Below are 21969 nucleotides of genomic sequence, written 5' to 3'. Positions count from 1 at the left end.
CCCGGGGGCGCCGTCTTCGTGCCTACCCCCGCTGCCCCGCGAGCGTGTCCAGGACGTCCGCGACCGGGGTGGGATCCAGCGGCCCGACGTGTGACGCGTCGGGGAAGTCGTGCACGCGGAAGCGGTTGCCGGGCGTGGCCGCGTCGGCTTCCGCGATCATGCGGTCCTGGAGCGCGGTGGCGATCGTACGGTCCCTGCCGAAACGCAGGTACGTGCGGGGAACGCGCCCCCAGGTGCCCGCCCGGCCGACCGCCCGGCCCGCATAGGCGGCGACGGGCTCGTCGGTCTGCATGCCGGCCAGTGTCCGGCGGAAGTCGGCGTCGGGGTAGTCCGCGCAGATCATCTCCTTCAGGAGGGCCAGCTCACTCCCGACACCCGTACGGAAGTTCAGCCGCAGCACCCCGAGCCGGTCCGGGTCACCCACCGTCAGCTCCACCGGGCTGACGGCGTTCGCGTTCTCGGGGGCCGCCGTGCAGGCGTCCGCCGTGGGCAGGACGCGGCTGGGGCAGAAGGCCGCCATGTAGCAGATGTGGTGAAGCAGGTGCGGGACGGCGTCGCCGACCCGGCTGACCGACACGCCGCCCAGGCTGTGCCCGACCAGCACCACCGGGCCGTTGCGTGCGGCCCGCCGCACGATGTCCGTCACGCGCGCCTCGTAGTCGTCCAGCCCGAGGCCCTTCAGCGGGGAGGGCTCGACCGCCATCGCCGTGAGGTCCTGCCGCTGGTACGACTCCGGCACGAAGACCTCCGCGCCGTGCCGCGGCTGGTCCACCATGACGACGCGGTGGCCGCGCAGCACCAGTTCCCGCGCGATCGGCATCCAGAACGCGCCGGCGCTGTGGGTACCGTGCACCAGCACGTAGGTGGTGGGCCCGCGGCGCGGGGCCGCCGCGGCCGGCGAGGTCCCGAGCCCGGTGGCCAGCGACATGCCCCCCACCGCGAGTCCCAGGCCACGCAGCGCCGTCCGCCGGGTGGCACCTTCTCGTCCATCGTTCGTGTGATCCCTCATGAACTCAACGCTATGAACGGCACGTTCGGCCCACCAGCGGTCCAGCACCCCCACCGGGGTGGACCCAGCACCACCCCGCCGTGCGGCCCGCGGAGAGTGCCGCCCGCGCGCCCTGAGCGCTACGGGCCCTCGGCCCCCACGACGGTACGGAAGCGGCGCCGGTACTCGGTCGGGGTGGTGCCGAGTCTGCGGCGGAAGGCTCTGACCAGGGTGTCGACGGTGCCGAAGCCGCAGGCGGTGGCGACCCGTTCCAGGGTCGCGTCGGTGGATTCGAGCTGGTGACGTGCCACTTCCACGCGCGCCGACTCGACGTACGCGTAGGGGGTCGTGCCGAGTTCCGTCTTGAAGATGCGGGTGAGCTGCCGGTCGCTGACGTGGGCGTGGGCCGCGAGGTCGGCGACGGTGAGCGGTGCGGCGATGTTGCTCAGGATGTGGTGCCGCAGGTCCTCGACGCGCCGGGTCGTGGAGACCTGCTCCAACGGCACGCTGAACTGGCTCTGCCCGCTGGGCCGTTTCAGGTACATCACGAGCTGCCGGGCCACCCGGAGCGCCACCGCCTCGCCGAGGTCGTCGGCGACGAGGGCGAGGGAGAGGTCGAGGCAGGAGCTGATGCCCGCGCCGGTCCACACGTCGCCCTCGCGGATGAAGATCGGGTCGGCGTCGACCTCGACCTCGGGATGCTCGTCGGCGAGCTGCCGCGCGGTCGACCAGTGCGTGGTGGCCCGCTTGCCGTCGAGCAGCCCGGCGGCGGCCAGGACGTGCGCCCCGACGCAGACGGACGTGACCCGCCGGGTCCGCTCCGCGAGCCGCCGCACCCACTCGACCACGGCCGGGTCGGTGCGCGCCCTGACCCGGCGCCGGCCGTCGACCTCGACCGCGCCGGGCACGATCAGGGTGTCGATGCGCCACGCGGACACGTCCTCGAAGGTGGCGTCGGGCAGGACGCGGACACCGGCGCCGGTGGTGACCGGGTCCATGGCCCCGGCGGCGAGGACCACCTCGTAGCCCGCCGCGTCCTCCGTCTCGCGCCGTGCGAGGGAGAACACCTCCGGCGGTCCGGTGACGTCGAGCAGGTCGACGCCCTCGAAGAGCACGACGACGATCAGTCGTCCCACGGAGTCCACGGTTCCTCCCGCTGCCGCACGGCCATGTCGGTATCTGCAGGTTAGACGACATTGCCGACATCGCGGGGTGGCCCTAGCGTCGTAGGAGCAGGCCGAAGGCCGCCACCCACACGTGAACCGAGGAGTTCCCATGCCCAGAACCACCTTGCGCCGTCTCAGCGGGCTCGACGACACCCCCGCCAAGCTCGCCGACTCCACGCTGGTCCTCGTCGACTACCAGAACACCTACACGACCGGCGTCATGGAACTCGACGGCTGGCAGGACGCGCTCGACGCCGGTGCCCGGCTGCTGGCCCGCGCCCGCCGGGAGGGCGCCAAGGTCGTCCACGTCGTCCACGACGGCGGCGAGGGCAGCCCGTACGACATCCGGGCCGAGATCGGGCAGATCCACCCGAGCGTCGCCCCGGTCGACGGCGAGCCCGTCGTCACCAAGAAGGCGCCGGACTCCTTCTTCGGCACCGACCTGGGCGAGCACGTCGACGCGGCCGGAAACGGCGACCTCGTCGTCGTCGGCTTCATGACGCACATGTGCGTGGCCTTCACCGCCCAGGGCGCCTTCCTGCGCGGCAACCGCCCCACGGTCGTCGCCGACGCCTGCGCCACCCGCGCCCTGCCCGTCGCGGACACCGAACTCGACGCCCGCCAGGTGCACTACGGCGCCCTCGCCACCATCGCCGACATGTACGGGGTCGTCGTGCCGTCGCAGGAGGCGCTCGGCTAGGGCGGCGCCCCGGGGTCCCCTCGGGACCCGGTCCAGGACAACGTTTCCGTTCGATTTATCGTCTTCGCACGTGTGTCCACGCCGGGCACCCCCGACGACGCCGAACGGAATCCCCCGACCGTGGCCCCTGCCGAACTCACCGTCCCCCGGCCCGACCGGCAACAGGACAGACGTCCGAGCGACGCCCTGCGCGCCTTCGGGCGCCGGCACCGCGTGCCACTGCTCGCGACCCTGCCCACCCTGCCGCTGTACGCGGTGTGGTGGGCGTTTCTCGCCACCGGCGGCGGTGACCTCGCCGCGCAGGAGGCGTGGGCGGACTTCGCGTCGCGGCACGGGAGTTCGGCGTACGGCCTGTTCTGGTACGGCGGGATGCACACCGTCAACTACAGCGTCGTCTCGCCCTACTTGATGGCACTGGCCGGTGTGCGCACCGTCACGGTCGTGTCCGGTCTCGCCGCCTCCTGGCTCGCGGCCGTGCTGGTCGTGCGGTGCGGGGTGCGCCGGCCCGTGTGGCCCGCGCTGCTCGCCTCCCTCGCGCTGTGGTGCGACGTCGCCTCGGGCCGGACCACCTTCGCGCTCGGCGTCGCCCTCGCGCTGGCGGCCTGCGTGCCGCTGGTGCGGGAGCGGCGGCTGTGGCTCGCCGCCGGGTACGCGGCGCTCGCCACCATGGCATCACCGGTGGCCGGGCTGTTCCTGGCCGTCGTGGGGGCCGCGTTCCTGCTCGTACGGGACTGGGGGCGCGCCCTCGTGCTGCTCATACCCCCGGCCGCCGTCGTCGGGATGACGACGCTGTTCTTCCCCTTCACGGGGGAGCAGCCGATGCCGGCGGCCCGAATATGGCCGCCGGTCGTGCTCGGCCTCGCCGTCACCGTGCTGGCCCCGCGTACCTGGCGGGTTGCCCGGTGGAGCGGGGCCGTCTACGCGCTCGGGACCGTGCTGACGTATCTCGTCGCCTCGCCGGTCGGCACGAACGTGGAGCGGTTCGCCGAACTGTTCGCGCCCGCCGTGCTGCTGGCGGCGCTGCTCTCCACACCTCCCGCGCTGACCGCGGCCCGGTCGCGGCGGCTGGTGTCGGGCCTGCTGGCCGCCGCCGCCGTCTACTCGACCGGCTGGGTGGGGAAGAAGACCGTCGACGACCTGAAGGTGTCCACCGTCGTGCCGGCCTGGGCCGCCGAGCCGGACGGTGTCGTGGCCGCCCTGAAGGGGCTCGGCGCCGACCGCACGCGGGTGGAGGTGGTGCCCGCCCGCAATCACCGCGAGGCCACCCTGCTCGCCCCGCACGTCAACCTGGCCCGCGGCTGGAACCGGCAGCTCGACGTGGAACGCGGACGCCTCTTCTACGACGGCTCCTTCTCCGCGGCCGCCTACCGGGAGTGGCTGGACCGCTGGGCGGTCGGCTTCGTCGTCCTCCCGGCCGGCCGGCCGGACGGCCCCGCCGAGGCCGAGGCGGCGCTCGTGCGGGACCCGGAGCTGCGGCCCGAGTGGCTGGAGCCCGTCTGGCGGGACCCGCACTGGCAGGTCTTCCGGGTGCGGGACGCCGTACCGCTCGTCTCCGCGCCCGGCACCGTCGTGTCCACCGGCCCCGCCGACCTGGTGCTGCGCGTGGAGCGGCCCGGTGCGGTGACCGTGCGGGTCGCCTGGTCGCCGTGGCTGCGCAGCGACGGCGGGTGCCTGGCGCGGGACGGCGAGTTCACCCGCCTGACGGCCGGAGCGCCGGGCGAGTACCGGATCAGCTCCCGGTACGGTCCTTCGCCGGGATCGGGGGACTGCTGCTGACGCCCGCCGCGGGCTCCGTCCGGACGGTGGCGGCCGGCGTCAGCGACCTGGCCCTCGGGCCCTGGAACCAGTACGTCAGTCCGAAGCCCGCCGCGACCACGGCCGCGCCGCCCACCGCGTCCAGCACCCAGTGGTTGCCGGTCGCCACGATCGCCGAGACGGTGAAGAGCGGGTGGAGCAGGCCCAGGGCCTTCATCCACACCCTCGGCGCGATGAGCGCGATCACCACCCCGCACCACAGCGACCAGCCGAAGTGCAGCGACGGCATCGCCGCGTACTGGTTGGTGAGGTGCGTCAGCGTGCCGTAGTCCGGCTTCGTGAAGTCCTGCACGCCGTGCACGGTGTCGATGATCCCGAGCCCCGGCATCAGCCGCGGCGGCGCCAGCGGGTAGAGCCAGAAGCCGACCAGGGCCAGCAGCGTGGCGAAGCCCAGGGAGGCGCGGGCCCAGCGGTAGTCGACCGGGCGGCGCCAGTACAGGACGCCGAGGACGGCCAGCGGGACGACGAAGTGGAACGACGTGTAGTAGAAGTCGAAGAAGTCCCGCAGCCAGCCGACCTTGACCACCGCGTGGTTGATCGCGTGCTCGATGTCGATGTGCAGGAAGCGCTCGATGTCGAGGATCTGCGTCCCGTGCTCCTCGGCCCGCGCCCGCCCCGCCGAGTTGCTGCCGCCGGTCGCCGCGAGGCGGACCTGGGAGTAGGCGGCGTAGGTGACCCGGATGAGGAGCAGCTCCAGGAGGAGGTTGGGCCGGGTGAGCACCCGGCGCAGGAACGGCAGCAGCGGGACGTGCTTGAAGCGGGTCGGGACCGGCGGCGCGTAGGCCGTCGGGACCGGTGTCTCGAAGTACGGCGACGTGCGCGCCAGGAAGGGCACGGCGACGGCGGCGGCCAGCGCGGCGAGCAGGACGACGTTGTCCCGCAGCGGGTACAGGGCCGCCATGTTCGGCAGCATCATCTTCGCGGGCAGCGTCATCACCAGGACGACGGCGACCGGCCACACGTACCGGTCGGAGGCCCGCTTGCCGACCCGGCCGACGACGGCGGGCAGCACCCACAGCAGCTGGTGCTGCCAGGTGGCCGGGGAGACGACGACGGCCGCGCAGCCGGTGACGGCGACCGCGAGCAGCAGCTGGCCGTCGCGGGCGTAGCGCACGGCGCGGCGCAGGGCGAGGACGGCGACGGCCGCGCCGAGCAGGAGGAAGAGGGCGATCTCCAGCGGGCCGTTCAGGCCGAGGCGGAGCAGGGCGCCGTGCAGCGACTGGTTGGCGAGGTCGTCGGCCTCGCCGCCCAGGCCGACGCCGGCCATGTGGTGCACCCAGTACGTGTAGGAGTCCTGCGCCATGGCCGCCCAGGCGACGGCCGTGCAGACGACGAACGTGATCCCGGTGGACACGGCGGCGCGTCTGCGGTCGGTGAACCACAGCAGCGGGACGAAGAGGAGGACGGTCGGCTGGAAGGCGGCGGCGACGCCGATCAGCACCCCGCCCACGCGGTCGCCCTGCGCCCCGCGCACGGCGAAGCAGCCCAGCAGCACGAGGAGGACCGGGATGATGCTGGTCTGCCCGAGCCAGAACGCGTTGCGCACCGGGAGCGACAGCATCAGCAGGCTGATGGCGACCGGCGCCGCCAGCAGCGCCGTGCGGCGTCCGACGGGCTTGGGCAGGGCGCGGGCGGCGACCAGGCCGAGGGCGACGACCAGCAGCAGCGAGCCGAAGGTCCAGCCCCAGCCGAGGGCCTGCTCGGCGGCGCGGGTGAAGGGTTTGAGGACGAGGCCGACGAAGGGCGTGCCGGTGAACTGCGTGGAGTCGTAGAGCGACCCCTCCACGTGCAGGACGCCGTGCTCGCCGACCCAGGTCTCCAGGTCCGTCAGGCGCTCCCCGCGCGGGGTGCCGAGGACCGCGGCCACCTGCCGTACGGCCAGGACGGCGGCGATCAGCCACAGGCCGAGGCGTGCGACGCGCAGCCGTGCTCTGGTCGCGTCGGCGGCCGAGGCTCCGAAGGACTCCGCCGGTCGCCCACTGTGCTCCGCATTCGCCACGCCTCGTCGGCCTCCCGCCCCGTTCGTACCGTCCGTACGTACCGTACGTGCCGCGTTCGTGTACGCGGTGTGTCGTCCCCGCGAACCCTATGAGGCTCGCACCACCTCCGGAGAAGGACGCGAGCGCCCCCCACTCCACCTGACAGCCGCGCGCCATTCGTTGCGGGGAGCGAGAAGGATCACAGCCCGCGGGTGTCGGGACGGCGCGCGGCGCGCGCATGTCCCCTGCGTGTCCGCCATTTTGGTGCACAGTGCAACGAAAAGCATACCGGGCGTAAGCGGCGCATCAGCGCCTATGGTCGCTTTTCTGCCCGTGGCCGAGTGCCGCGGGCTCCTTCCGGCCCGGCGACAGCGCCGCCGTACGGGTCGTGGCGTTCCCGCCCCCGTCCCTGTCCCCGTCGAAAGTAGGCGAGCGTAGTTTTGTCGGCCGCCCCCGTCGCCGCTGCTCCTGAGGCCCGTACCACCCCCGCTTCCGTCCCGCGCGCCGCCGGCGCGTCCACCGCCACCGATCCCGCGCTGGTGAGGCGCGCCGTCAAGGCGGCGGCGCTGGGCAACGCGATGGAGTGGTTCGACTTCGGCGTCTACAGCTACATCGCCGTGACGCTGGGCAAGGTCTTCTTCCCGTCGGGCAACCCGACCGCGCAGTTGCTCTCCACGTTCGGCGCCTTCGCGGCGGCGTTCCTGGTCCGGCCGCTGGGCGGCATGGTCTTCGGGCCGCTCGGGGACCGGATCGGGCGGCAGAAGGTGCTCGCCGTCACGATGATCATGATGGCGGCGGGCACGTTCGCCATCGGTCTGATCCCGTCGTACGCGACGATCGGCGTCTGGGCGCCGGTGCTGCTGCTGGCCGCACGGCTGGTGCAGGGCTTCTCCACCGGCGGCGAGTACGCGGGCGCGTCCACCTTCATCGCCGAGTACGCGCCGGACCGGCGGCGCGGGTTCCTCGGCAGCTGGCTGGAGTTCGGCACGCTCGCCGGGTACATCGGCGGCGCCGGCCTGGTGACGCTGATGACGGCGCTGCTGTCGGACGGCGACCTGATGTCCTGGGGCTGGCGCGTCCCGTTCCTGATCGCCGGGCCGATGGGCATCGTCGGACTGTATCTGCGGATGCGCCTCGAGGAGACGCCGGCGTTCGCGGCCGAGATGGAGAAGGCGGAGACGGAGCGGCCGAAGGTGCCGCTGCGGGAGATGGTCACCGGTCAGTGGCGCGCGCTGCTGCTCTGCGTCGGCCTGGTGCTGGTCTTCAACGTCACCGACTACATGCTGCTGTCGTACATGCCGAGCTATCTGACCAGCGAGCTGAGGTACGACGAGACGCACGGGCTGCTCGTGGTGCTGGGCGTGATGGCGCTGATGATGGTCGTCCAGCCGTTCGCGGGCGCGCTGACCGACCGGGTCGGGCGGCGGCCGGTGATCGCCGCGGGCTGCGCGGGCTTCCTGCTGCTGTCCGTCCCGGCGCTGCTGCTGATCCGCCAGGGGAGCCTGCTCGCGGTGGCGCTGGGCATGGGCGCGCTGGGTCTGCTGCTGGTCTGCTTCACGGCGTCGATGCCGTCGGCGCTCCCGGCGCTGTTCCCGACGCGGGTGCGGTACGGCTCGCTGTCGATCGGCTTCAACGTCTCGGTGTCCCTGTTCGGCGGGACGACGCCGCTGGTGGTGACGGCGCTGATCGGGGCGACGGGCAACATGATGATGCCCGCGTACTACATGATGGCCGCGGCCGTGGTCGGAGGCGTGGCGGTGTGGTTCATGACCGAGTCGGCGGGACGCCCGCTGCCGGGCTCGGCACCGGCGGTCGAGGGCCGTCGATAGCCCGGACCGGCCCATGCCGGTGGCCCGGAACGGCCGACACCGTCGCGCTGCGCTGCGGCCTCCGGGCCGCTCTGCCAGACTGCCGGGGTGATGGTCAGACTTGCGCAGGAGCGGGACTTCCCCGGCTTCCTCGGCCTGGCGGCCCAGGTGGAGCACTGGTTCGGGCCGATGGTCGAGGACGCCGGATTCCATGACGCGGTGCACGAGCACATCCGCCGCGACGCGGCACTCGTCGCCGTCCCCCCGGACCCGGCCCCGGACTCGGGCACGGGCCCGGACCCGGACCCGGGCACGGGCCCGGATCTGCTCGGCGGGCTCCTGTTCGGGCCGGACGCGCCGGTGTACCACGTCCACTGGCTGGTCGTGTCGCGGCAGGCCCGTGCGGGCGGCGTGGGCCGTGAGCTGATGCGGGACGCGATGCGCAGGTGGGTGCGGGGACCGGCCGACATCGAGGTGGTCACGTTCGGGGCCGACCACCCCGGCGCCTCCGCGAGCGGCGCACGCGCCTTCTACCGGCGCCTCGGCTTCACCCCCGCCGAAGCGGTCGGACCCGGTCCGGAGGGCGGCTCCCGCCAGCTCTTCCGCCGCACGGTGGCCGCGGGAGGCCCCGCATGAGCGAGTCACGGCTGTGGGACGACGTCGACACCTACTTCGACACCCACCTCGCACCCGAGGACGAGGCCCTGGCGGCCGCCCGCAGGGACAGTGACGCGGCCGGGCTGCCGCCGGTGAACGTCACCGCCGGCCAGGGCAAGCTCCTCCAGCTCCTCGCCCAGGTCCAGGGCGCCCGCACCATCCTGGAGATCGGCACCCTGGGCGGCTACAGCACCATCTGGCTGGCCCGCGCCCTGCCCGCCGACGGCCGTCTGGTCACGCTGGAGTACAACGCCCGGCACGCGGAGGTCGCCACCCGCAACCTCGCCCGCGCCGGCCTCGAAGACCTCGTCGACGTACGCGTGGGCGCCGCCCTGGACTCCCTGCCGAAGCTCGCCGACGAGAACCCGCCGCCCTTCGACCTGGTCTTCATCGACGCCGACAAGGGCAACAACGCGCACTACCTCGAGTGGGCCCTCGGACTCACCAGCACCGGCAGCCTGATCGTCCTCGACAACGTGGTGCGCGGCGGACGCGTGGCCGACGCCGACGACACCGCCGGCGACGTGCGCGGCACCCGCGCCGCCATCGAGCTGATCGGCAGTCACCCCCGGCTCAGCGGCACCGCGGTCCAGACCGTCGGCGCCAAGGGGTACGACGGGTTCGCGCTGGCGCGCGTGCTGCCCTGACCACGGGCCGGGCCTACATCTCGTGGTAGAAGCCCACGTTGACGCTGCGCGGCTCCGCGCGGTCCTGGATCACCACCTCGCCGCTGCCGCCCCTGGGCAGCGGCACGGTGCCGCCGTACGTCATGGGCTGCGCCTGCGCGTGTCCGCCGACGGTCAGCCGGACCTCGCAGGAGGGGTCCGGCTGGGAGCCGCGGAGCCAGGTCAGCCGCCAGGTGCCGTCCGGACCGCACCGGAACTCCAGGTGGACCCGGGAGACGAACAGCCAGTCGTCCGGCGTCGGCAGCCGGCACACGGACCTGTCCCTGCCCACCCGCAGCACCGCGTCCGGTTCGCTGGGCGCGTCGGCCATCTGCATGCCGGCCGTGGCGCCCGTGTCCGCCGCGGTGACGGCGGCCATGGTGAGTTCGAGCACGTGCGCTCCTTCGGTCCGTCGGCTGGTCGCCGCCGCATGATAGATCGACCGGTGGAGTGGTGTCCGGCACAATGGGGTCATGACCGAGCGAAAGCCACCCGGCGTCGACTTCGAGTCCTGGGTCGACAAACAGATCCGTGACGCCGACGCCCGCGGCGAGTTCGCCGAGCTGCCCGGCGCGGGCAAGCCCCTGCCCAGCGAGCTGGACAGCACCTACGACGAACTGTGGTGGGTGAAGCGGAAGATGGCCCGCGAGGGCTTCTCCGTGCTGCCGCCCACCCTGGCGCTGCGCAAGGAGGCGGAGGACGCCCTGGAGGCGGCGGCGAAGGCACCGTCGGAGCGGGTGGTCCGCCGCATCGTCGAGGAGATCAACGTCAAGATCCGCGACGTCATGTTCAAGCCGCCGCCCGGCCCCCCGCTGGGTCTGAAGCCCTACGACGTCGAAGAGGTCGTACGGCGGTGGCGGGAGGGCCGGGCGGCGGGCTGACGCCCGTGGTTCACAGGCGCATCAGCCGGTCCGCCAGTTCGCGGTAGTCCCGCAGTGCCAGGCGGAGTTGCTCGGTGTCCGTGCTCGGCGCTCCGCTGTCCGGACCGGCCTCCTGCCAGGAGGTGCGCAGGGTGCGGCGGCGGTGGGCCACGGCGTCCGTGAAGCGGGCCGCGATCTCCTCCAGGACGCGGTCGGCCTCCTCGACGGAAGCTCGGGGGGCGTCGACGAACCCGGCCACCGCGTGGTGCAGCCGCTGACCCAGCCGGTCGGACTCGCCGGACGCCAGGAGCGGCCCGACGGCCGACGCGGGGGCGGAGGCGGGCGCGTCCGCGGGAGCGGCTGCCGGAGGTGACCCGGCGGTGATGCCGGACGTGGGCTCGGCGCTGCTGCCGGGTCGCGCGGGAGTACCGGTCTCGGCGGTGATCCCGGGCTTGGTCCCGGCGGTGGTGCCGGGCCTGGGCTCGGCGGTGGTGCCGGGCTCGACATCCGTGTCGCGGCCGGCTGTGCCTGTCGTGTCGGGCATTGCCTCAGCTCTCCTTCGGTCGGCGCTTGCCGAGCGACCACGCGTGGGGCGCGTGGGCGGCGGGGGCCGGTTCGCCGGCTTCCGTGCCGGTCCGCTGCCGCCCGGCGTCATGGCGGCCCGGGCGTACCAGGGCCTCGAACAGCGCACGCGCCTCGACCATGGCCGCGCGCATCTCCTCCGTGCCCGCGCCGCCGTCCTGCGCGTCGTCCACGCGCGCGTGCGTCACGCGGTGCACGCGGCGGTATCCCTCGACGTGGTGGGCGTGGTGCACGGACAGCGCCGTGAGCTGCTCCTCGTACTGTCCGCCGTCCGGGAAGCCCCGCGCGCCGGCGAGTTCCGCGAGCAGCCGGTCCGCCTCGCCGACCGCCTCGCGCGGGGAGTCGACGAAGCGCTCCTGGGCCGCGGCCCAACGCGCCTCGAAGCGCTCCCGCTCGGCGGGCTCCAGGGGCCGGGTGTGCAGCGACCCGTGCCGCCGCACCCGTTCGGCCAGTTCCCGTTCCGCGGCCTTGGTGTCGCCGTCGTGCCGGGCCACGGCCAGGTCGTATTCGGGCCCGAAGCGCCGCTTCAGGCTTCCGCCGTGCTGGGGGCCCCGTGCGCGCAGGGCAAGGACGGCCGCGACGACGAGGACGACCGCCACGATCACGATCAAAGCGATGATCACGCCTGTGGACATGAGTGCCTTCCGGGTTCTTCGGCCTGCCGGCTCTCCGAGCGGGCCGGTTCGCCGTTCGTGTTGCCCCCGAGGCCGCGCTCAAACGGCGCACGGCGTGCGCGCAGGGCGCATCGGTGGGAAAATCCGCTTGCCCGGCGTGCCGGTCCCCCGCCGACAATGCCCGTCATGACCTGGACCGTCGCCCCCGAACCGTACGACTCCCCCGTCGCCGCCGCCCTGTGGCGCGCGTACTACACGGAGGTGAGCGACCGCTGGTACCAGCTGCACGAGGGGCACCCCACCGACCCGGCCGAGCTGGAGCGGGAGATCGCCGCGTACCCCGGCGCCGACCTCGCACCTCCCCGGGGGCGGTTGCTGGTCGCCCGCTACGGCGGTGAACCGGCCGGCACCTCGGGCGTACGGCTGCTGGACGACGCCACCGCCGAGCTGACCCGGGTGTTCCTGTACGCCCCGATGCGCGGCCGGGGCGGCGCCGCGCTGCTGGTGCGGGCCGCCGAGGAGGCGGCACGGTCGCTCGGGGCCCGGCGCATGGTCCTCGACACCCGGGGCGACCTCGTCGAGGCCCGGGCCCTGTACGCGCGCCTCGGCTACACGGAGACCGAGGCGTACAACGAGAGCCCGGACGCCGAGCACTGGTTCCACAAGCCGCTGCGCCAGGAGCTCTGAGGGGGCCTCGAGAAGGGGAGTTCCCGGGGAGGGCTCAGCCTGCCCGTGCGGGAGTGCGTCCCTCGTGCGGGCGCTCCCGCTCCGAGCCGCACAGTTCACCGGTCAGCTCATGCACCAGCCGAACCAGGTCGGTCGGGCGGTCCGGGCCCCACCAGTCGCCGAGCAGTTCGGCGAGCGAGTCCTCGCGGGCCAGCGCCAGCCGTTCGGCGACCTCGCGGCCCCGGCCGGTGAGGACCAGGTCGGGGCCCTCGCGGACGGCGAGGTGCCGCTCCTCCACCTGCCGGGCGGCCGCCATCACGGTGGCCAGCGGGACCGGGCTGCGCTCGGCGAGCTGGGCCGGCTCGACCCGGCCGTACTTCCTGACCCGCAGCAGCATCCAGCTCGACGCGGGCAGCAGGTCGTAGCCCGCCCGCGCGGTGATCCTGCGGTAGATCTCCCGGCGGCCCTCCCGGGTGCCGAGCACCGACAGGGCGCGGCACACCTCGTCGTGCGACGAGCGTTCCACCGGGTTGCTGGCGAGGGTCTGGGTGGCGTCCGGGGCGGTGACCGAACCACGCAGCCGGTCCTCCTTCAGGAACCAGGCCAGCAGGAAGGCGACGAGGGCGATGGGGGCGGCGTACAGGAAGACGTCGGTGATGGAGGAGGCGTAGGCGTGGATGGCCTCGGGGCGCAGCGCGGGCGGCAGGGCGCCGATGCCGCGCGGGTCGGCCTTGAGGGTGTCCACGGAGACGCCGGGCGGCAGGGCGGTGCCCCGGAAGGCGTCCGTGAGCTGGTCGCCGAGGCGGCTCGCGAAGATCGTGCCGAAGATGGCCACGCCGAACGACGCCCCGATGGACCGGAAGAAGGTCGCGCCGGAGGTGGCGACGCCCAGGTCCTCGTAGGCGACGGCGTTCTGCACGATGAGGACGAGGACCTGCATCACCAGGCCGAGGCCCAGGCCGAAGACGAAGAAGTAGGCACTCATCTCGGCGGTGGTGCTGTGCTCGTCGAGCTGGTGCAGCAGGAGCAGTCCGAGGGTGGTGACGGCGGTGCCCGCGACGGGGAACACCTTCCAGCGGCCGGTACGGCTGACGATCTGCCCGGAGACGGTCGACGACAGCAGCAGGCCGAACACCATCGGCAGCATGTGCACACCGGACATGGTGGGCGTGACACCCCGTACGACCTGCAAGAACGTCGGCAGGTACGTCATCGCGCCGAACATCGCGAAGCCGATGACGAAGCTGATGACGGCGGAGAGCGTGAAGGTGCGGACACGGAAGAGCTTGAGGGGCAGGACGGGCTCGGCCGCCCGGCGTTCCACGGTCACGAAGAGGGCGGCCAGGACGACCGCGAGCACCGCGAGGCCGATGATCTGCGGGGAGTCCCAGGCCCAGGTCGTGCCGCCGAGCGAGGCCACCAGGACCAGGCAGGTGGCGACGGAGGCGATGAGCAGGGTGCCGAGGTAGTCGATGACGTGCCGGGTGGCCCGGCGCGGGATGTGCAGGACCGCCGCGATCACCGCGAGCGCGACGACGCCGATCGGCAGGTTGATGTAGAAGACCCAGCGCCAGCTGAGGTGCTCGGTGAAGACCCCGCCGAGCAGCGGTCCGAGCACGCTGGTCGCGCCGAACACCGCGCCGAACAGCCCCTGGTAGCGGCCGCGTTCACGGGGCGGGACGAGGTCGCCGACGATCGCCATCGACAGCACCATCAGGCCGCCGCCGCCCAGGCCCTGCACGGCGCGGAAGACGATCAGCTGGCCCATGCCCTGCGCGATGCCGCACAGCGCGGAACCGACCAGGAAGATCCCGATCGCCAGCTGGAACAGCCTCTTGCGTCCGTACTGGTCGCCGAGCTTGCCCCACAGCGGGGTCGCGGCGGTGGCCGCCAGCAGATAGGCGGTGACCACCCAGGACAGGTGCTCCAGTCCGCCGAGATCGCTGACGATGGTGGGCAGCGCCGTCGAGACGATGGTCTGGTCGAGCGCGGCCAGCAGCATGCCGAGGAGCAGGGCTCCGATGGAGACGAGCACGCCGCTGGAGACCTGCTCCCGCTCCCCCGGTGGTGCGGCCCGCGCCGGGTCCGGCTCCGTCGCCTCGCGCACATCTTCGGCCATCCCGACCTCCACAGGTGTCATGACCCTCACGGGTGTCGACGCGCACTGCCCATCCCGGTCGGTGTGACCAGTTATGGCCGTTTCAGTCCTCCGGGAAGCCGACATTCCGGGGGCGTGTGCGCCGAAGTGTGGAGAAGATCTGCATAATCTCTGGAGTTCGCGAGGGGAGTCGCGAGGGGAGGGACGAACGCGTGGAACAGCACAAGGAGCCGTCGCGGGAGCGGCCCGCGGGGGCCTCGTGCCCGGAGTGCGGCACGCCCAGGGCGGCGGACAACACGCCGTCCTGCGCCTGCGGCACGAGGGCGTCCGACGCCCTGCGCGACGCCCGCACGGCCCAGGCGGCAGCCGCGGAGGACTTCGACCCGCTGCGCATACGGCCGTACGTCGAGCTGGACGGGACGGCCGGGGAGCCCACGGACGCCCCCGGCACGTCGGGCGGCGAGCAGCTTGCGTCACCCGCGTCACCCGCGACGCCCGCGCCCGACCCGGACGCCACGATGACGCTGCGCGCCGTCGAGGCCGGAGCCGGCGAGGGCCCCGGACCCGGCGCGGGACCCGGGGCCGCCTCCGGGGTCGACACGCCCGACGGGGACACGGCGGCGACCTCCGCGCTGCCGACGCCCCTGGCCCCCTCGGCCGGCTCGCCCAGCGCGCACGACCTGCGCCTGTTCGAGACCTCCGCCACCGCACCCCTCCCCCAGGCCGACCCGGGGGCTGGGGGCGCGGGCGGCGACGGACGGCCGCCACGGCGGCGCAAGGGCGTCCTGCTGAGTGCCGCCGGAGCGGTCGTGGTCGTGATCGGCGCGGCGGGATTCGCGAGCGGACTGTTCTCGTACGACACCCCGTCGCGGGACGGGGCGCTGCCGGACGAGGTCCGGGCGAGCGCGGAACCGAGCGCGTCGTCCGCCCCGCCGTCGCCCACCGCGTCCGCCTCCCCGTCCGCGTCCGCGTCCCCGTCGGCCAGTGCGAGCGCCTCGGCCTCGCCGTCCCCGTCGGCGTCGAGCGCTTCGCCCACACCGTCCCGGCCGGCGGAACCGACCCGGAGCACGACCGCGCCGCCCGTCGACGCCCCGCAGGAGTCCGAGGACGACGGCGAGCCCGGCGGCGGCCCCACGCTGCGGCGCGGCGACCAGGGACCGGAGGTCGTCGAACTGCAGCAGCGCCTGGCGCAGAAGTGGATGTACTGGGGCGACTCCAACGGCAACTACAACCGCCAGGTCGAGGACGCCGTCCGCCAGTACCAGTGGGAGCGCGGCATACACACCGACGGAGTGGGCGTCTACGGCCCGGACACCCGCCGCAGCCTGGAATCGGAGACACGCGAGCCGTAGCAGCGGCGCAAGCCGTAGGGAGCGGCGGCCCCCTCGGCGGGTGGGGTCAGCCGATGTGCAGGCGCAGGGTGCCGTCCGGGGCGGCCTCGACCCGGACCCGCGTCAGGTCCTCCACGACCACGTCCGGCCCGTGGAGCCCGGCGCGCGGCCCGACCCCGACGACCCGCATCCCGGCGGCGCGCGCGGCCGCGATGCCGGCGCCGGAGTCCTCGAAGGCGACGCAGTCGGCGGGGGCGACGCCCAGTTCGGCGGCGCCCTTGAGGAAGCCCTCCGGGTCGGGCTTGCTCGCGCCGACCGACTCGGCGGTGATCCGGACGTCCGGCTGCGCGAGCCCGGCGGCGGCCATCCGCGCGGTGGACAGGGCCACGTCGGCCGAGGTCACCAGGGCGTGCGGCAGGCCGCGCAGCGAGGCGAGGAAGTCCGGCGCGCCGGGGATCGCGACGACGCCCTCGGTGTCGGCGGTCTCCTCGGCGAGCATGCGCGCGTTGTCGGCGTGGTTCTGCTCCATGGGCCGGTCCGGCAGCAGCAGTGCCATGGAGGCGTAGCCCTGCCGTCCGTGGACGACCTTCATGACCTCGTCGCCGTCCAGCCCGTGCCGGTCGGCCCAGCGCCGCCAGACGCGCTCGACGGCGGCGTCCGAGTTGACGAGGGTGCCGTCCATGTCGAGCAGCAGGGCACGGGCGGGCAGAACGGTGGTGGCGGTGGCCGTCATCGGCAGTCTCCAAGGCGCGGGGAGGAAACAAGGCGGCCCCGCCCGCCGGTCAGGGAGAACGGGCGGGAGCCACTTTGTTCACCCACGGTACAAAACACACCGGGGTTCGCGCCACCGACACCCGCCACCGGAGCCGCCGGAACCCGGCGGCGCCCGCCGCTCAGCCGGCGATCGCCTCCCACAGGCTCCACACGCCCAGGCCCAGCATGAGCACCGCCGCGATCTTCGTGATCAGTCCCAGCGGCACCCGCTTCATCAGGGCCTTTCCACCGACGATGCCGAGTCCGGCCACCGCCCACAGCGCGAGCACCGCGCCGAGGCCGACGGAGAGCGGGTCGTCGTAGCGGGCGGCGAGGTTGGCCGTCATGATCTGCGTCAGGTCACCGAACTCGGCGACCAGGATGAGCATGAATCCCGCCCCGGCGACCTTCCAGAAGGACTGGTCCTGCGGCTTGCGGACCTCCTCGTCCTCGTCGTCCTTCTTCATCAGCAGCACGGCGGCGCCACCCAGGAACAGCACCCCGGTCACCGCGTGCACGATCTGCTGGGGCAGCAGGGTCAGCACACTGCCGGCCGCCACCGCGAGCACGACGTGGAGCAGGAAGGCGGCGGCCACGCCCGCGAAGACGTACGAGGCGCGGTAGCGGGTGCCGAGGACGAGGCCGGCGAGCGCGGTCTTGTCCGGCAGTTCGGCGAGGAAGACGACACCGAAGACGAGCGCCGTCACGGTCAGGCTGATCAAGATTCCTCAATCGGTCGGGGCCACCCCACCGAGAGTGCTGATTGCGGATTTCAGGACCTCCGCGACGCACGACACCTCGGCACGGCAGCACACGGATCCACCCCTGCCGTACGGCACGGGCGTGCACTGCTTGCCGAAGGTCTCGCTGGCCTGCCCCGCCTACGAGGCCTGCCTCCGGGCGCCGGCTCAGACGAGCTGAGCAGTATGTCGACGGTCCGGCGAAGAGCTACTCCCCTTCTGCGCCGTCCATAGTACGCGACCTCGCGCGCGGCGCCGAGGGCCGAAGGTCCCGCCACGACTCCCGTCACGAGTCTCGTCACGCTTCTAGACGTGCCATGCACACGTCACTAACTTCTTACCGACCGCACATCCGTACGCCATGCGGCGTCGCGAGCATTCCCCTGCCCGCGTCCCAACACCCCCACACCCAAAGGGAGTTCGCATGCCGAAGTTCTACGCGCGTCGACGCCTCGGTTTCCTCGCCGCGTTCACCGGGCTCATAGCCTCCGCCGGGCTCCTCAACGGCCCGGCCGCCTCCGCCGCCCTCCCCACCCCGGTCAGCGCGGCCACCGCCCGCACCTACCTCGCCTCCCTCACGGTGGCCAGCGAGGACCGCACCGGCTACGACCGCGACCTCTTCCCGCACTGGATCACGCAGTCGGGCACCTGCAACACCCGCGAGACGATCCTCAAGCGCGACGGCACGAACGTCGTCACCGACTCCTCCTGCGCCGCCACCAGCGGCAGCTGGTACTCCCCCTACGACGGCGCCACCTGGTCCGCCTCGTCCGACGTCGACATCGACCACCTCGTGCCGCTGGCCGAGGCATGGGACTCCGGTGCCGACTCCTGGACCACCTCGCGCCGGCAGTCCTTCGCCAACGACCTGACCCGGCCGCAGCTCCTGGCGGTCACCGACAACGTCAACCAGGCCAAGGGCGACCAGGACCCGGCCACCTGGATGCCCTCGCGCAGCGCCTACCGCTGCACGTACGTGCGGGCCTGGGTGCAGGTGAAGTACTACTACGACCTCTCGGTCGACTCGGCGGAGAAGTCCGCGCTGCAGGGCTACCTCGCGAACTGCTGACGCCCCGTCCGCCATCCGTTCGGCGCGGAACCTCCCCGCCGGCCTCCGTCGTTCCGTACCGTACGGGGCGACGGAGGAGAGGATCATCATGGCGGAACTGCGCCTGGGACCACTGCTGAGGTACGCCGACGGTTCCCGCGCGACCGTCTGGGTGGAGACGGACGGCCCCTGCACGGCCGAGGTGCGCTGCGCCGACGGCGCCCGGGGCACGGCCCGCAGCTTCCTGATCGCGGGCCACCACTACGCCCTGGTCCCGGTCGGCGGCCTGACTCCCGGTACGGCCACGGAGTACGAGGTGCTCCTCGACGACACACCCGTGTGGCCGCCGCCGGACTCCCCCTTCCCGCCCTCGGTGATCGCCACGCCCTCGGACGGGGACGGCCTGCGCGTCGCCTTCGGCTCCTGCCGCTGGGCCGCGCCACCGGCCGGGGGCAATGACCCGGTGGGCCCGGACGCGCTGGACACTCTCGCCGCCCGCCTCGCGGCCGACCCCGGGGGCGCCCGCCCCGACGTGCTGCTGCTGCTCGGCGACCAGGTCTACGCCGACGAGATCTCCGACGCCACGCGCCACTGGATCGCCGGCCGGCGTGACGTGGCCGCGGGTCCCGGCGACCAGGTCGCCGACTACGAGGAGTACACCCACCTCTACTACGAGTCCTGGCTCGACCCCGAGGTGCGCTGGCTGCTGTCCACCGTGCCCAGCTGCATGATCTTCGACGACCACGACGTCATCGACGACTGGAACACCTCGGCCGCCTGGCTCGCCGACATGCGGGCCACCGACTGGTGGCAGGAGCGGCTGCTGAGCGGGCTGATGTCGTACTGGGTGTACCAGCAGCTGGGCAACCTCTCCCCGGACGAACTGGCCGCCGACCCGCTGTACACGGCCGTGCGCGAGGCGCCCGACGGCACCGACGCGCTGCGACAGTTCGCCGCCCGGGCCGACGCGGATCCGGCCGCCGTCCGCTGGAGCTACCGACGCGACTTCGGACGCATACGGCTGCTGATGGTCGATTCCCGCGCGGCCCGCGTCCTGGCGGAGGACCGCCGCACGATGCTCGACCCGGGCGAGGCCGCGTGGCTGCGCGAACAGGTCCTGGACGGCCGGGGCGAGGGCGGCGAGGGCCGTGGCGCCTACGACCACCTGCTGATCGGCACCTCCCTGCCCTGGCTGCTGCCCCACCTGGTGCACGACGTGGAGGCGTGGAACGCCGCGATGTGCGGCGGCGAACGGGGCGCACGCTGGGCACGGCTCGGGGAACGGGTGCGGCGCGGCGCCGACCTGGAGCACTGGGCCGCCTTCCCCTCGTCGTTCGACGCCCTCGGCGACCTGATCGCCGAGGCCGGTAGCGGGCCTGGGGCGCCCGCGACGGTGAGCGTGCTCTCGGGCGACGTCCACCACGCCTATGTGGCCGAGCCGTCGTGGCCGGGGCGCGCACCGGACGCCCGGGTGGCCCAGCTGACCTGCTCCCCCGTCCACAACTCCGTGCCCCTCTCCATCCGCCTCGGCTTCCGCTTCGGCTGGAGCGCCCCGGCGCGTGCCCTGGGGCGGCGCATCGCCCGGCACGGACGCTGCGCGCCCCCGGCGGTGAGCTGGCGCAGGACGGGCGGGCCCTGGTTCGGCAACCAGATCATGACGCTGACCCTGCGGGGGCGCTCGGCGCGGCTGCGCCTGGAACAGGCCCGGGCGGACCGGGACGGGACGACCGCACTGCGGACGATCACCGAACGGGAGCTGGCGTAGCCGGAGCGGGAGTCACCGGCATGGGGCGGGGGTGGGGCGGGGTATGAATCGAGTCACATCCGTGGGTCGCACCGCGAGCGTGGGAGCGCTCCCACCTGGTCCGGGAACAACGGCGGGCCAGTGACTGCATGTCAGGCTATGGCTAAATGTTGAACTTGCAAGCACTCATTAGGCACACCTAACGTGGGCAGCCCACTCGGTTCCGTCCCCCACCGGCCCGCCTCGGCCGGCCGACCGAAGGAGCACTCCCCCATGCCCGGACGCCTCGACAGCGCCAGCGCCCAGCCCTACGTACTCGGCTTGTTCCGCATGGTCGTCAGCCTGCTCTTCGCATGCCACGGCGCCGCCTCCCTCTTCGGCGTCCTCGGCGGCGCCGCGGGATCGGGCGGCACGATCGACGCGGGCACCTGGCCCGGCTGGTACGCGGCCGTGATCCAGCTCGTCGGCGGCGGCCTCGTCCTGCTGGGCCTCGGCACCCGGCCGGTGGCGGTCATCTGCTCCGGCTCCATGGCCTACGCGTACTTCAAGGTGCACCAGCCGGAGGCCCTGTGGCCGATGGAGAACGGCGGCGAGGCCTCCGTCATGTTCTGCTGGGCCTTCCTGCTGCTCGCCTTCACCGGTTCCGGCGCCTTCGGCCTGGACCGGCTGCTCGCCCGGCGCACGTCCGAGCGGGAGCGGTCCGCCCCGGAGCGGCAGACGCCGGTCGCGGCCTGACCGGACCGCCACGGGGTTTCCGTCCGCCGGTTCCCCGCCCCGCCGGCCCGACAGCGGTGCCCGCCCGGACATGGAGGCACCGCTGTCGTGCGTGTGAACACCGTGCGTCGATCACACAAGCCCCCTGTGAACCCTCTGTCACACCCCGGGCGTACGCTGTATGGCTGTCATCGGCCGCTCCTGCCGTCCCCGCGTCTCGCGGCATGGCCCGGCCCGCGGGGGAGTATCGGGGAGTTGTGGTGGTCGAAGGTCTGGGAAGTATCGGGTCGCTGGTCAGCAGCCCTTGGATCTATGCGCTGGTGGCCGTTTCGGTGCTCCTCGACATCTTCCTGCCGGTGCTGCCCAGCGGGGTCCTCGTGATCACGGCGGCGACGGCGGCGGCCGCGGGTTCCGGAGCGGCGGCGGCCGGGCGGGTGCCGCAGGACGTTCCCGACATCCTGGTCCTCACGCTCTGCGCGGCGACCGCCTCCGTCCTCGGCGACCTGGCCGTCTACCGCCTCGCCTGGCGCGGCGGGGCACGGCTGGACCGCGCGATCGCCCGTTCCCGGCGGCTGACCACCGCGCAGGAACGTCTCGGCGGCGCCCTGGCCCGCGGCGGCGGTGCCCTCGTCGTCCTGGCCCGCTTCGCCCCGGCCGGCCGCTCGGTCGTCTCGCTCGTGGCGGGCGCGGCTCATCGCCGTATCCGCGAGTTCCTCCCCTGGTCGGCGCTCGCCGGACTGGCCTGGGCCGCGTACAGCGTCGCCCTCGGCTACTTCGGCGGCCAGTGGCTGGGCGCGTCCTGGCTGGCGACGGGCGTGTCGCTGGTGGCGCTGTTCGGCGCGGGGGCGGGGACGGCGTTCCTGATGCGCCGTCAGCCCCGGACGACCGAGGCCTCGTAACGGCGGAGCCTCCCCGACGCGGCGGAAGCCGGCCGGCCGAGCGACGAGCACCTGGTCGGCGGGGCACCGGGACCGAAGCGGCGACCCGGACGGCAGCCGCGGCCCGCCCGTGGCAGCGGGCAGCCCTCTTGCGGCGCCGGCG

The 21969-nt window shown here is 73.4% G+C and carries 21 protein-coding genes; 12 read left to right on the top strand and 9 right to left on the bottom strand.

What is annotated here, in order from left to right; translation table 11 throughout:
• Positions 1–22 precede the first annotated feature (22 nt).
• Positions 23–928, bottom strand: coding sequence for an alpha/beta hydrolase (locus ACZ6IM_RS03995; protein WP_469554254.1), 906 nt, complete (start codon positions 926–928; stop codon positions 23–25).
• Between the two features lie 200 nt (positions 929–1128).
• Complete coding sequence (locus ACZ6IM_RS03990) at positions 1129–2133, bottom strand: GlxA family transcriptional regulator (RefSeq protein WP_469554114.1); 1005 nt, start codon at positions 2131–2133, stop codon at positions 1129–1131.
• 130 nt (positions 2134–2263) lie between these two features.
• On the opposite strand from ACZ6IM_RS03990, the gene ACZ6IM_RS03985 reads away from it, so the two are divergent.
• Together ACZ6IM_RS03985 and ACZ6IM_RS03980 are read left to right on the top strand one after the other, a co-directional pair.
• A complete protein-coding gene (locus ACZ6IM_RS03985; protein ID WP_469554112.1) occupies positions 2264–2854 on the top strand; it encodes a cysteine hydrolase family protein in 591 nt (196 codons plus the stop codon).
• Positions 2855–2974: 120 nt separating this feature from the next.
• Positions 2975–4630 carry a hypothetical protein gene (locus ACZ6IM_RS03980; protein WP_469554253.1) on the top strand — a complete coding sequence of 552 codons (1656 nt, stop codon included), beginning with the start codon at positions 2975–2977 and terminating at the stop codon, positions 4628–4630.
• Here the strand turns inward: ACZ6IM_RS03980 and ACZ6IM_RS03975 are convergent.
• Complete coding sequence (locus ACZ6IM_RS03975) at positions 4584–6668, bottom strand: bifunctional glycosyltransferase 87/phosphatase PAP2 family protein (protein ID WP_469554110.1); 2085 nt, start codon at positions 6666–6668, stop codon at positions 4584–4586. The two genes, ACZ6IM_RS03980 and ACZ6IM_RS03975, sit on opposite strands and share 47 nt — an antisense overlap.
• A gap of 420 nt (positions 6669–7088) precedes the next feature.
• Here ACZ6IM_RS03975 and proP point away from each other — a divergent pair, with 420 nt between their 5' ends.
• From proP to ACZ6IM_RS03960, 3 genes are all read left to right on the top strand, one after another.
• Positions 7089–8477: a glycine betaine/L-proline transporter ProP gene (proP, locus tag ACZ6IM_RS03970; RefSeq protein WP_052842789.1), complete on the top strand. Its 1389-nt coding sequence runs from the start codon at positions 7089–7091 to the stop codon at positions 8475–8477.
• An 87-nt stretch (positions 8478–8564) separates the two neighbouring features.
• Complete coding sequence (locus ACZ6IM_RS03965) at positions 8565–9092, top strand: GNAT family N-acetyltransferase (RefSeq protein ID WP_052842790.1); 528 nt, start codon at positions 8565–8567, stop codon at positions 9090–9092.
• On the top strand, positions 9089–9760 hold the full coding sequence (locus tag ACZ6IM_RS03960) for an O-methyltransferase (protein ID WP_052842791.1): 672 nt from the start codon (positions 9089–9091) through the stop codon (positions 9758–9760). Before ACZ6IM_RS03965 ends, ACZ6IM_RS03960 begins: the two co-directional genes overlap by 4 nt.
• Positions 9761–9773: 13 nt before the next feature.
• On the opposite strand, the gene ACZ6IM_RS03955 is transcribed toward ACZ6IM_RS03960, so the two are convergent.
• Positions 9774–10172 (bottom strand): FHA domain-containing protein, encoded by a 399-nt coding sequence (locus ACZ6IM_RS03955; protein ID WP_469554108.1) that lies wholly within the window; start codon positions 10170–10172, stop codon positions 9774–9776.
• Positions 10173–10251: 79 nt separating this feature from the next.
• On the opposite strand from ACZ6IM_RS03955, the gene ACZ6IM_RS03950 reads away from it, so the two are divergent.
• A complete protein-coding gene (locus tag ACZ6IM_RS03950) occupies positions 10252–10659 on the top strand; it encodes a DnaJ family domain-containing protein (RefSeq protein ID WP_052842793.1) in 408 nt (135 codons plus the stop codon).
• 10 nt (positions 10660–10669) lie between these two features.
• Here the strand turns inward: ACZ6IM_RS03950 and ACZ6IM_RS03945 are convergent, their stop codons facing one another.
• Complete coding sequence (locus ACZ6IM_RS03945) at positions 10670–11182, bottom strand: hypothetical protein (protein WP_469554106.1); 513 nt, start codon at positions 11180–11182, stop codon at positions 10670–10672.
• A 4-nt stretch (positions 11183–11186) separates the two neighbouring features.
• A complete protein-coding gene (locus ACZ6IM_RS03940) occupies positions 11187–11855 on the bottom strand; it encodes a hypothetical protein (RefSeq protein WP_052842795.1) in 669 nt (222 codons plus the stop codon).
• A 165-nt stretch (positions 11856–12020) separates the two neighbouring features.
• On the opposite strand from ACZ6IM_RS03940, the gene ACZ6IM_RS03935 reads away from it, so the two are divergent.
• Positions 12021–12521 (top strand): GNAT family N-acetyltransferase, encoded by a 501-nt coding sequence (locus tag ACZ6IM_RS03935; protein ID WP_469554104.1) that lies wholly within the window; start codon positions 12021–12023, stop codon positions 12519–12521.
• A gap of 34 nt (positions 12522–12555) precedes the next feature.
• On the opposite strand, the gene ACZ6IM_RS03930 is transcribed toward ACZ6IM_RS03935, so the two are convergent.
• The gene (locus ACZ6IM_RS03930) at positions 12556–14619 is read right to left on the bottom strand and encodes an MDR family MFS transporter (RefSeq protein WP_052842797.1); all 2064 of its coding nucleotides are present in this window, start codon (positions 14617–14619) and stop codon (positions 12556–12558) included.
• Between the two features lie 191 nt (positions 14620–14810).
• On the opposite strand from ACZ6IM_RS03930, the gene ACZ6IM_RS03925 reads away from it, so the two are divergent.
• Positions 14811–15950, top strand: coding sequence for a peptidoglycan-binding domain-containing protein (locus ACZ6IM_RS03925; RefSeq protein ID WP_469554103.1), 1140 nt, complete (start codon positions 14811–14813; stop codon positions 15948–15950).
• A gap of 46 nt (positions 15951–15996) precedes the next feature.
• Here ACZ6IM_RS03925 and ACZ6IM_RS03920 read toward each other — a convergent pair whose 3' ends face one another.
• Complete coding sequence (locus tag ACZ6IM_RS03920) at positions 15997–16662, bottom strand: HAD-IA family hydrolase (protein WP_052842799.1); 666 nt, start codon at positions 16660–16662, stop codon at positions 15997–15999.
• Between the two features lie 160 nt (positions 16663–16822).
• Positions 16823–17404 (bottom strand): TMEM165/GDT1 family protein, encoded by a 582-nt coding sequence (locus tag ACZ6IM_RS03915; RefSeq protein ID WP_052842800.1) that lies wholly within the window; start codon positions 17402–17404, stop codon positions 16823–16825.
• A gap of 442 nt (positions 17405–17846) precedes the next feature.
• Between ACZ6IM_RS03915 and ACZ6IM_RS03910 the strand changes: the two genes are divergently transcribed.
• From ACZ6IM_RS03910 to ACZ6IM_RS03895, 4 genes are all read left to right on the top strand, one after another.
• Positions 17847–18491: an HNH endonuclease family protein gene (locus ACZ6IM_RS03910; RefSeq protein WP_052842801.1), complete on the top strand. Its 645-nt coding sequence runs from the start codon at positions 17847–17849 to the stop codon at positions 18489–18491.
• A gap of 88 nt (positions 18492–18579) precedes the next feature.
• Positions 18580–20235 (top strand): alkaline phosphatase D family protein, encoded by a 1656-nt coding sequence (locus tag ACZ6IM_RS03905; RefSeq protein WP_469554100.1) that lies wholly within the window; start codon positions 18580–18582, stop codon positions 20233–20235.
• Positions 20236–20487: 252 nt separating this feature from the next.
• On the top strand, positions 20488–20949 hold the full coding sequence (locus ACZ6IM_RS03900; protein WP_052842803.1) for a DoxX family protein: 462 nt from the start codon (positions 20488–20490) through the stop codon (positions 20947–20949).
• Between the two features lie 203 nt (positions 20950–21152).
• Positions 21153–21827 (top strand): DedA family protein, encoded by a 675-nt coding sequence (locus ACZ6IM_RS03895; RefSeq protein ID WP_469554098.1) that lies wholly within the window; start codon positions 21153–21155, stop codon positions 21825–21827.
• Positions 21828–21969: the final 142 nt, after the last annotated feature.

Source organism: Streptomyces sp. NPDC042336 (genome assembly GCF_055581985.1).
This window is presented reverse-complemented; position numbering and strand designations above follow the sequence as displayed.